The 10,657-nt window shown below is 54.2% G+C and carries 12 protein-coding genes and 1 tRNA gene; 12 read left to right on the plus strand and 1 reads right to left on the minus strand.

All coding sequences use genetic code 11. The features are described from left to right. On the plus strand, positions 1–730 hold a 730-nt coding region (locus tag SFLMC1_RS07535), incomplete at its 5' end, for an N-acetylglucosamine-6-phosphate deacetylase (protein ID WP_154063922.1). Between the two features lie 32 nt (positions 731–762). Continuing rightward, positions 763–1,236: a YhcH/YjgK/YiaL family protein gene (locus tag SFLMC1_RS07540; RefSeq protein ID WP_152074958.1), complete on the plus strand. Its 474-nt coding sequence runs from the start codon at positions 763–765 to the stop codon at positions 1,234–1,236. A 212-nt stretch (positions 1,237–1,448) separates the two neighbouring features. On the opposite strand, the gene SFLMC1_RS07545 is transcribed toward SFLMC1_RS07540, so the two are convergent. After that, positions 1,449–1,524 (minus strand) — tRNA-Thr (locus tag SFLMC1_RS07545). Between the two features lie 157 nt (positions 1,525–1,681). Here SFLMC1_RS07545 and SFLMC1_RS07550 point away from each other — a divergent pair. The 10 genes from SFLMC1_RS07550 to SFLMC1_RS07595 form a co-directional block, all read left to right on the plus strand. Beyond that, on the plus strand, positions 1,682–2,164 hold the full coding sequence (locus tag SFLMC1_RS07550) for a PTS system mannose/fructose/N-acetylgalactosamine-transporter subunit IIB (RefSeq protein ID WP_152074957.1): 483 nt from the start codon (positions 1,682–1,684) through the stop codon (positions 2,162–2,164). Between the two features lie 412 nt (positions 2,165–2,576). Continuing rightward, positions 2,577–4,373, plus strand: a complete 1,797-nt coding sequence (locus SFLMC1_RS07555; RefSeq protein WP_152074956.1) for a glycoside hydrolase family 35 protein — start codon at positions 2,577–2,579, stop codon at positions 4,371–4,373. Between the two features lie 2 nt (positions 4,374–4,375). Beyond that, on the plus strand, positions 4,376–4,840 hold the full coding sequence (locus SFLMC1_RS07560; protein WP_152074955.1) for a PTS sugar transporter subunit IIB: 465 nt from the start codon (positions 4,376–4,378) through the stop codon (positions 4,838–4,840). A 93-nt stretch (positions 4,841–4,933) separates the two neighbouring features. After that, positions 4,934–5,821: a PTS mannose/fructose/sorbose/N-acetylgalactosamine transporter subunit IIC gene (locus SFLMC1_RS07565; protein WP_152074954.1), complete on the plus strand. Its 888-nt coding sequence runs from the start codon at positions 4,934–4,936 to the stop codon at positions 5,819–5,821. Next, positions 5,811–6,650, plus strand: coding sequence for a PTS system mannose/fructose/sorbose family transporter subunit IID (locus tag SFLMC1_RS07570; RefSeq protein WP_152074953.1), 840 nt, complete (start codon positions 5,811–5,813; stop codon positions 6,648–6,650). Before SFLMC1_RS07565 ends, SFLMC1_RS07570 begins: the two co-directional genes overlap by 11 nt. A 188-nt stretch (positions 6,651–6,838) precedes the next feature. Beyond that, the gene (locus SFLMC1_RS07575) at positions 6,839–7,462 is read left to right on the plus strand and encodes a hypothetical protein (protein WP_152074952.1); all 624 of its coding nucleotides are present in this window, start codon (positions 6,839–6,841) and stop codon (positions 7,460–7,462) included. Between the two features lie 78 nt (positions 7,463–7,540). Continuing rightward, positions 7,541–7,969, plus strand: coding sequence for a PTS sugar transporter subunit IIA (locus SFLMC1_RS07580; RefSeq protein WP_152074951.1), 429 nt, complete (start codon positions 7,541–7,543; stop codon positions 7,967–7,969). Between the two features lie 87 nt (positions 7,970–8,056). Continuing rightward, the gene (locus SFLMC1_RS07585; protein WP_152074950.1) at positions 8,057–8,791 is read left to right on the plus strand and encodes a GntR family transcriptional regulator; all 735 of its coding nucleotides are present in this window, start codon (positions 8,057–8,059) and stop codon (positions 8,789–8,791) included. 111 nt (positions 8,792–8,902) lie between these two features. Then, positions 8,903–10,069 carry an SIS domain-containing protein gene (locus SFLMC1_RS07590; protein WP_152074949.1) on the plus strand — a complete coding sequence of 389 codons (1,167 nt, stop codon included), beginning with the start codon at positions 8,903–8,905 and terminating at the stop codon, positions 10,067–10,069. Positions 10,070–10,187: 118 nt separating this feature from the next. Next, positions 10,188–10,657 (plus strand): amidohydrolase family protein (locus SFLMC1_RS07595; protein ID WP_154063923.1); only part of this gene is annotated, 470 nt, incomplete at its 3' end.

The raw sequence follows: 10,657 nt of genomic DNA on the forward strand, positions 1-10,657 counted from the left end.
TCTGATCGACCCCTCCGAGGAGGTCTTCGACCGGTGGCAGGAGGCCGCCGGCGGACGCATCGTCAAGAGCGCCATGGCGCCCGAGCGCGACGGCGCCGCCGCCTACGCCGCGGCCCTGAGCGCCAGGGGCGTGGTGACCAGCATCGGCCACTCCGACGCCACCTACGACGAGTGCGCCGCCGCCATCAACGCCGGCGCCAGCTGCTTCACGCATACCTACAACGGCCAGCGCGGTCTGCATCACCGTGAGCCCGGTGTCGTCGGGGCCGCCATGGCCACGCCCAACACCTACGCCGAGATCATCTGCGATGGCAAGCATGTGAGCCCCGCTGCTATTAAGGCGCTGCTGCAGGCCAAGGGCTGGCAGCACGCAGTGCTGATCACCGACTGCCTGGGTTGCGGCGGCATGCCCGAGGGCAGCTACACCAGCGGCGGCATGGACGTCATCATGAAGGACAACCTTTGCTGGCTTGCCGATGGCTCTGCTATCGCCGGCTCGGTGCTCACGCTCGCACAGGGCGTCAAGAACATCGTCGACTGGGGTCTTGCGAGCGCCGATATCGCCATTCGCATGGCGACCGAGGTGCCCGCGCGCTCTGCTCACGTCGAGGATAAATGTGGCAGCATTATGCCTGGCCGCGATGCCGATTTTGTCGTGTTCAATCCCGACCTTACCCTGGTCGAGACGTATGTGGGCGGCAACAGCGTCGGCAACGCGTTTACCGAGTAGCCGCCAAAGAAGCGATCCGAAAGGGGATTTAGATGATTTACGGTGCATTGGGCGATATCGAGGAGTACCGCGGAATGCTCAAGGGCCTCGACGTGCTGATCGATTGGCTCGAGGAGAACGATCCGGCGAAGCTCGAGGTCGGCAGCCATCCGATTCTGGGCGACAAGGTCTTTGCGAACGTCATGGCTCCCACGACGCGTACCGAGGCTGAGGCCCACTATGAGACGCATCAGCGCTATCACGACCTGCAGATTGACGTCGAGGGTCGCGAGGCCTTTAAGGTCGCCACGGGCAGCCTGACGCTGGTTCAGGAGTTTGACGAGAAGGACGACTACGATCTGGTCGATTCCGACGCCTCGATCGCCGGCGATCTTGCCGACGACAAGTTCGCGCTGTTCGTTGCCGGCGAGCCCCACATGCCCACGCTCGAGTTCCCGGGTGATGGCGCGCAGCCAGTCAAGAAGATCTGCTTTAAGCTGCTTGCAGACGCCTACTGGGAGGAGTAGCGCGCTGCCCGGCTGAACTGTTCGTGTGCTGGCGTGAATTCCCTAGGGGAATCACGCTGTGACCCCGCCAACCGTGTTTTCCCTAGGGGAATCACGGTTGGCGGGGCTTTCTGTTTTTGAGCAGGAAGCGATCGACGTGGCGATACTTGGGTTGGCGCACACGCACTCAAATCGGCAACAAAAAGCCGCCCGAAGGCGGCTATCTTGTGCAATGGAGCCAGCGACCGGGCTCGAACCGGTGACCCCCGCTTTACGAGAGCGGTGCTCTACCAACTGAGCTACGCTGGCGGCCATGTGGTGACGCAACTGAGGCGTCAACAGCTGACTATGATACGGGACATCGCAAATCGGTGCAAGTGTTCTGACGGCTTTTCTCACTTTAAATGCACTAATATTGGAGACGCGATGTCTTGCTCTTACGGGTCTCAAACAGAATGGGGCGGCGATGGCTCAACCCAAGATTCTTCTCACACGCATCGACGACCGTTTCATTTACGGGCAAGACGTTGAGCTGTGGAACGAAGCCGTGGGTTCCAACCTCGTCTTAATCGTCAACAATGAGATTGCGGCGGATTCGCGCAAGTGGGCGCCCATGAGGGTGGCAGCGCCAGAGGGCGTTTGGACGCGGTTCTTCTCGGTGCAAAGGACCATCGACATCATTCATACCGCAACGCCGCGTCAATGGATTCTGATCATGGTGGCCTCACCCGCCGATGCGCTCGCGCTGGTTAAGGGCGGTGTGCCCATTACCAGGATCAGCATCGGCCATATGGAGGCAGGGGAGGGCAAGCGTTTCGCAACGCCCGCAGTCGCCACAGACGATGCAGACGTCGCTGTTCTCAGAGAGCTGCAAGCGCTTGGCGTGAAAATGGAAGTTCGCAATCTTCCCAGTGACGAACCCGACTCCATTAATGCTCTGCTGTATTAACGAGTCATCGAACGCGGCGAGTCAGCCATAAGAAAGTCAGGTTCGATTCTGGATATTTTCAGTCTTGGAAATGGGCAGGCAACGGCTCTCTAATGCTCATGTAGGTGAATCCAAAGTAGATAAGCAGTTGAAGAAATACAATTGAAACATGATGTAACAAGTAGGAAATAGTGGATAGCTGGTACATACCATCTTTCAAATATAGAATCGTTAGAAACATTTAATTAAAAAGCAATTTACCAGCTGTTTTTATTTTTTTCATTAAAACCGTTCATCGTCATTTCGTTACCGTTTACGGACCACTTCAGATTCTGGCTACATAATTGCGTCAAAACGTCCATAATAGCCAAAGGGTTAGCCGAGGGTTGAAAAACCGGCAACCGCATCGCAGAGCACGAAGATCGGGAGAAGCATGCATTCGTTTAAGATCACCAATCAATTCTTACTCGATGATGAGCCGTTCACCATCTTGTCGGGGGCGATTCACTATATGCGTGTTCATCCGAGCGACTGGCACCACTCGCTCTATAACCTTAAGGCTCTTGGGTTTAATACGGTCGAAACGTATGTACCGTGGAATCTTCATGAGCCAAAGCCTGGCGTCTTCGATTTTTCTGGGCCAATTGATTTGGCGGCATTTCTTGATGAGGCAGCGTCACTCGGTCTGTATGCAATTGTTCGGCCCTCTCCGTTTATTTGCGCAGAATGGGAATTTGGCGGCATGCCGGCATGGCTGCTGCGCCAACATGATATGAGACCGCGCAGCAGCGACCCCAAGTTTCTTGCTCACGTCGCACGTTACTACGACCATCTCATGCCGATACTCGTCTCGCGTCAGATTGACAAGGGCGGAAACATCATCATGATGCAGGTTGAAAACGAGTATGGATCATATTGCGAGGATAAGGACTATCTTCGTGCGATTCGTCGCCTTATGGTCGAGCGCGGGGTTTCCGTGCCCCTTTGTACTTCCGATGGTCCGTGGCGTGGGTGCCTTCGTGCCGGTACGCTCATTGACGATGATGTGTTGTGCACCGGCAACTTTGGTTCTCATGCAAAGGAGAACTTTGAGGCTCTATCTGCTTTTCACAAGGAGCATGGAAAACAATGGCCTCTTATGTGCATGGAGTTGTGGGACGGCTGGTTCAATCGCTATGGGGAGAACGTCATCAGACGCGATCCCGAAGATCTTGCCTCTTGCGTTCGCGAGGTGCTCGAGCTTGGAGGATCTTTAAACCTCTACATGTTTCATGGAGGCACCAACTTTGGATTCATGAACGGATGCTCTGCACGCCATACGCATGACCTGCACCAGGTAACATCGTATGACTACGATGCTCCATTGGACGAACAGGGCAACCCGACCGAGAAATACTTCGCAATTCAAAGGACAATTCACGATCTGTATCCCGATATCGCACAAAGCAAGCCGTTAACAAAAAAGACGTTTGCTATGCCCGATATCTCGGTGAGTGAGCGCGTAAGCCTCTTTAATGTGCTCGATATGCTTTCGGAGCCGATCGAAGCCCAGTATCCTATGCCTATGGAAGAGATGGGCCAGTCGTATGGATATACGTTATATACCACGACTGTCGAGCGTGACCGTGCAGATGAAGAGCGTATTCGGGTTATTGACGCCCGCGACCGTGCGCAGGTGTTCGTGAACGGTGACAAAGTGGCGACGCAGTACCAGGAGCACATCGGGGAAGATATACACTGCGTTCTTCCCTGTGAGCAAAACCGCTTGGATGTTCTGACCGAGGATATGGGTCGCGTCAATTATGGCCACAAATTGCTCGCCGATACGCAGCATAAGGGCATTAGGACAGGGGTTTGCGTTGATCTTCACTTTGTTACCGGGTGGGAGATGCGCTGTCTGACACTCGATAACATCGATAAGCTTGATTATTCTGCCGGCTGGGTAGAGGGACAACCTTCCTTTTACCGCGCAAAATTTGATATATCCGAGCCGGCTGATACCTTTATCGACACTACGGGTTTTGGAAAGGGCGTGGCATTCATTAATGGAACGAATGTCGGGCGTTTTTGGGATAAGGGTCCCATCATGACGCTCTATGTTCCGCACGGTTTATTGCACCCCGGTACCAATGAGCTCGTTATGTTCGAAACAGAGGGCGTTTACGGTGCGAATATCTCCCTTCGCTCTGAGCCCGTTATTCGTACACTTGAACAAGAAGGAGTTGAGTAGAAATGATTGTAGGCGCACGAATCGACTTTCGCTTGATTCACGGACAGGTGGCAAACCTCTGGTCTAACGCCCGTCAGGTAAGCCGTTTCATGGTAGTTGACGACGAGGTATCGCAAGACGCTACCCAAAAGCAGGTTCTTCGCATGGCTTGCCCGGCAACGGTGAAGTTGTCTGTGCTTCCTGTCGATAAGGCCGCTGCCAACATCACTGCTGGCAAATATGATGCACAACGTCTCTTTATTGTTGCAAAAAAGCCTGAGGTCTACGTTCGACTTTTGGAGCAAGGCGTTAAGCTCGAGCAGCTTATTGTCGGTAATATGACGACCATGGAGCCGGTCAAGAAGCTGTCTCGCAACATTAGTTGCGACCAGGGAGACCTTGACGCGTTTGCCAAACTCAAGGCCGATAATCTTCCAATCGTCATTCAGCTGACGCCGCAGGATAACCCAGAGGCTCTCGCGCTCTAGTCAAATTAACGCTAAGCCGCGAAGGGGGATGCGCGGTTTATATAAGCGTATTGGTATTGTAGAAACTGTTACACCTCAAATAAGGAGTTTACCATGATTGCTTGGTGGCAGATTCTTCTGTTAACCCTGTATGCGGGTTATCAGATCATGGATGAGCTGAACTGGTACACCTGTGCCGGCTCTGCCGTCTTCTCCGGTATGATTACCGGTTTGATTATGGGTGACCTGCAGACCGGTCTATTTATCGGCGGTAGCATGCAGCTCACCGTCTTGGGCGTTGGTACCTTTGGCGGCGCCTCTCGTATCGATGCCAACTCCGGCACTCTGGTCGCCACCGCCTTTGCCGTGGGCGCAGGCATGAATCCCGAGACGGCTCTTGCCGCCATCGGCGTACCTGTCGCTGCCATTCTCGTCTACACCGATATCGCCGGCCGTTTTGCCAACACGTTCTTCGGTCATGCGTGCGATGCCGATATCGAGAAGATGAACTGGGGCGCCTACAACGTGCACTACTTGCTCGGTGCCGTTTCCTGGATGCTGTCCCGCATGATTCCGGTCTTCCTGGCTCTCGCATTTGGCCAGGGCTTGGTCGAGGGCATCACCACCGCCCTTAACGGCGATTGGAAGTGGCTGGGCGACGGTCTGTCCGTTGCCGGCGGTGCCCTGCCCGCCGTTGGCTTCGCCATCCTGCTCCGCTACCTGCCGGTCAAGAAGCACGTCGCCTTCCTGCTGCTCGGCTTTGTCGTCGCCGCCCTGTTTGGCACGGCCTTCACGAGCATCATGAACCTCAACACCAACATCGTCGCTGTGAACGGCGCGCTTGGTAAGGGTGCCGTTGATATGGTCGGTATGTTCAACAACATGTCGATGCTGGCGATTGCCATTATTGGTTTCGCTCTGTCTTTGCTGTACTACAAGAACAACCAGCGTCCCGTCGCTGCTGCTGGCGCTGCGGAGGGAGACGACGACGATGAGCTCTAATGAGAAACTCGCCAATGGCACCACTGGCTACAAGATTACCAAGGAAGACCTTGCGCAGATCAACCGTCGTAACCTGCTTGGTTTCCAGGATGGTTGGAACTACGAGCGCATGCAGCACTCTGGTTATCTCTGGATTATCCTGCCCACACTGCGCAAGCTGTACGGCGACGGCACGCCGGAGCTAAAGGAAGCCTGCCGTGCCCAGTGCGCACCGTTCTTCAACACCTCAAACTTCCTCAACACGATCATCACCGGTATCGATTTGGCAATCGAGGAAGAGGAGGGCCTCGAGGGCCTCGAGGCTGTTGCCGGTCTCAAGACTGGCCTCATGGGACCGTTGGCTTCCATCGGCGATTCCATCTTCGGTTCGCTGCTCCCGACCATTTTCGGCGCCCTGGCTGCCAATATGGCCATGAACGGCAACCCCTTGGGTATCTTCATCTGGGTCGCCGTCAACATCCTTGTTGACTGGTTCCGCTGCAAGCAGACCCACATGGCTTACGAGCAGGGTATGAAGCTCGTCACCACCATGAGCGATCGCCTGAACGCGTTGACCGACGCGGCCTCCGTAATGGGTGTCTTTATGGTCGGTGCTCTGGTCGCAACCAATGTCGGTATCGTTATTGCGGCGAAGCCTGTTATCGGCGGCGTTACCGTTGACTTGCAGAACATCTGCAATATGATTTGCCCCAAGCTGGTTCCTGCCGCACTCGTCGGCTTCGTATACTGGCTCCTCGGTAAGAAGGGTATGACCTCGACGAAGGCCATCTTTATCGTCTTGGTTCTGTCCATTGCCTTGGGTGCATTCGGTATCATCTGCAAGGGCTAAGTACCCCATATTGTCACGGCATTTGAGCCTCAATTGAGACGTGGCGCACACCTCCAAGGCGACTCTATCGCCATATCCCCTGGAGTGTGCGCCTCTTTTGTTTTGTCGGACACCGCTGTTTATAGGCGGTTGTGCAGCCATCGTGTTGGATTAATTCATTAAGGCTGCCTTGAAGGGAATATAGTGCAATGCCATTTTGGATCGTCCTGTTCATTTGTGTTGTCGTGGCTTATTTCGCTGTGACCGAAGGTGCGAAAAAATACTTCGATATGAAATTGCAGGTATTGTTTAACTTGGGCTTATACCAAGATTGCATAGACCTGCTCGATCGCAAGCTTGCGCGTATAGTCATGTCTACGTATAAGCAGTATTACCTGCGTTTCACGATCTATGAAGCTGCTGATATGGACGCATATGCAGATCGAATGCTTGACCACTTGCTGGAGATGTCGTGCAGCGATAAGCAACGTCGACAGCTTACGGTTCGCGCCTTTAATTTCTATATCAAGACAGGTGACCGGAAGCGGGCAGCGTCCATGTTGGAAGATATGCGCCCCGTCGTGTCGAAGGGCATTTTGGCGGACAGTCAATTGACCTACGACATAGTCTTTCGCCATCGGCATGATAAGATCGATGAGATGGAAGCTATGCTAGATACGAACGACCTTGGGTTACGCGGAAAGCTCTATCTGCTGCTCGCATATCAATATGAGAGCAGCGGGAACAAGGGCGAAGCACTTAGATATCGCAACCTTGAAAAGCAGCTTAGAGACGCCCACAGACCTCCCACGATAAAGCAAAATACTCTCTAAATGTTAATGATGCAGCGGTCGTAAGAGCCTTTTGGGGTTCTTTGGCTAGAGAAAGCGAACGATAGAAAGGTAGATAAAATGATTGGATTTGTACTAACTGGTCACGGTCAGTTTGCAACTGGTTTGAAAAGCGCTGTGGATATGGTTGCCGGCGAACAGCCTAATTTTGAGGTAGTTCCTTTTGCGGGCTCGGAGGCGGTTACGTTTGGTGATGATTTGCGAACCTGCATTGCCGAGATGCGTCAAGCTTGTGATGGCGTATTGGTGTTTGTTGATTTGCTTGGCGGTACTCCGTTCAATCAAGCTATCCCAATGACGACTAAGCTCGATAACGTGACCGTTGTCACCGGAACAAATCTGCCTATGTTGGTGGAGCTCGTTATGACGCGTGCGTTTGGAGATCCAACGCTTGATGAACTTGCCGAACGCGCACGGGTTGTTGGTCGTGAGGGAGTCGATCTCAAGAAACTCGAGATTGCTGACGATGATGAAGACGATGAGCTGTAGTGTCGCTATTAGCCCATTTATTGGACATGTTGATGCATTACCTGAAGGCTGAAGTACTGGTCAATTGCTAATTTCGTGGAGAACATCATGACGTGCAAGAGGCACAGGCAACCGCTATATGACCAGCTCGTAGATATTCTGATCGATAAAATTGATCATGAATATCAGCCAGGTGATTTGATTTCGTCCGAACGTGAACTTGCCGAACGTTACGGGCTTTCGCGGTCGACTGTCCGGCTTGCAATTCAGGAACTTGAGTATCTTGGTCGGATTGTGCGAAAACAAGGTCGCGGTACGTTTGTTGCCGATCGACTAGCCCAAGCAACTAATCTTACCCAATCGTACAGTTTTACTGAACAGATGAAAGCGATGGGCCGGCTGCCAGAAACAACCATCTTAGAGTTCTGTGAAATGGAAGCAGATAAAACACTCTCGATACAAATGGGGATTCGTTTGGGTGAAAAGGTATTAAAACTCAAGCGTTTACGGATGGCAGATGGTATACCCATGATGGTTGAGCGTAGCTATCTTCCAGCAAGGCTCTTTATTTCACTCAAGCGTCCTCTGCTCGAACAGAAGCCCCTTTACGATGTTATTGAGCAGGATTATCAGCAGAAAATTCGAGTAGCGGATGAGGAGTTCTCTGCGGGTATAGCACGTCCATGTGATGCTCGGCTTCTAGGTATTGGTGAAGGTGCACCAGTTCTGGACATAGTCCGAACTACTCACAACACCCAAAATGATGTTGTCGAGTTTACGCTTTCGGTGGCTCGTGCGGACAAGTTTAAGTACAGGATTTCTCATTATCGAGATACTGTGTGATCGGATACGAGTGCCAACGAAAGAAAAACAGCCTATGACTACTACTCGATTTGACTTTTCAGATTAAGTCTTTGTATACCAGACAATTTAGTAAAGAAAGAGGTATTAGAAATGTTCGAGAAGAGTGTCGAGGAGCTCACCGAGCTCGGCGCCCAGATCACCACGGCCGAGATTGCTCAGCAGCCCGAGCTTTGGCGTGATACGTTCAACATCTATCGTGAGAACAAGGAGGCCATCGAGGCCTTTCTGGCCGAGGCTCGCGCCATGGGCGAGGGCCGTCTGTCCGTTGTCTTCACCGGTGCCGGTACGTCTGACTACGTTGGCGATACCTGCGCCCCGTACCTGCGTCACGCTGGCAACACTGATCTCTACGACTTTAAGCCCATCGCCACGACCGACATCGTGAGCGCCCCGCGCGACTTCCTGCGCGCCGAGGATCCCACGCTCGTGGTTTCCTTTGCCCGCTCTGGCAACAGCCCCGAGAGCCTTGCCGCCGTTGCCGTTGCCAAGGAGCTCGTCCACAACGTTAAATTCCTCAACATCACCTGCGCTCCCGAGGGCAAGCTCGCCGTCGAGTCTGCCGATGATCCCAACGCGCTGACGCTGCTCATCCCGCGCGCCAACGACAAGGGCTTCGCCATGACCGGTTCCTACACCTGCATGACCCTGCTCTCTACCCTCATCTTTGACGAGGCTTCGGATGAGCAGAAGGCCGAGTGGGTCGAGACGATTGCCAAGATGGGCGAGGAGGTCATTTCCCGTGAGCCCGAGGTCGCCGATTACCTGGCTGGCGACTTCAACCGCGTGACCTACTTGGGTTCTGGCTCCTTCGGTGGCCTTGCCCAGGAGAGCCAGCTCAAGATCCTCGAGCTCGCTCACGGTCTGGTCGCCACTTCCTACGACACCTCCATGGGCTATCGTCACGGACCCAAGTCCTTCGTCGACGACAAGACCCTCGTGTTCGTGTTCGTCAACAACGATGCCTACACCCGTCAGTACGATATCGACATCCTCAACGAGATCGGTGGTGACGAGATCGCTCAGCACACCGTTGCCGTTCAGCAGGAAGGTACCACCGTCTATGAGGGTGAGTCCTTCACCTTTAAGGGCTACGAGGCACTTCCCGAGGGCTACCTCGCCCTGCCGTTCGTGATGTTTGCCCAGGCTATCAGCCTGCTCAACTCCGTGCGCGTGGGCAACACGCCCGATACGCCGAGCCCCACCGGCACGGTCAACCGCGTGGTTAAGGGCGTGACGATTCACCCCTTCACCGCTTAATCGCGTCCCCCTGTAAGGGCGCCCGTCCGCTCATAACGGCGGGCGGGCGCTTTTTGTTTTTACTTGGACCAGGTATAAGCATCACTATATACAACTGCTTTAGAAGCAAGGAGTGCATATGAGCACGTATGCTATCAAGGCCGACAAGTTCTTTTTGCCGGCGGGGCCGCAGCTGGGCGGCTACCTCATGGTCGAAGACGGCGTCTTTGGCGCCTGGCGGGCCGACGAGCCCGCTTGCGAGATCAAGGATTACTCGGGTACATGGATTGCGCCGGGCATGGTGGACACCCATATTCATGGCTTCTATAACCATGCCACGACCGATAACGATGCCGAGGGCATCAACATCAGCTCGACCGAGCTCGCCCGCCGCGGCACCACCAGCTGGCTGCCTACGACCTTCACCGACGGCGTGGAGCAGATCAGGGACGCCTGCGCCGCCATCGCACAGGCGGACGAAGAACGTGGCCCCGAGTTCTGCGGTGCCCGCATCCAGGGCATCTACCTGGAGGGCCCGTTCTTCACCATGAAGCACGTGGGCGCCCAGAACCCCGCTTTTCTGATCGACCCCTCCGAGGAGGTCTTCGA

The sequence above is a fragment of the Collinsella aerofaciens genome, assembly GCF_901212495.1.
GTDB lineage: Bacteria > Actinomycetota > Coriobacteriia > Coriobacteriales > Coriobacteriaceae > Collinsella > Collinsella aerofaciens_H.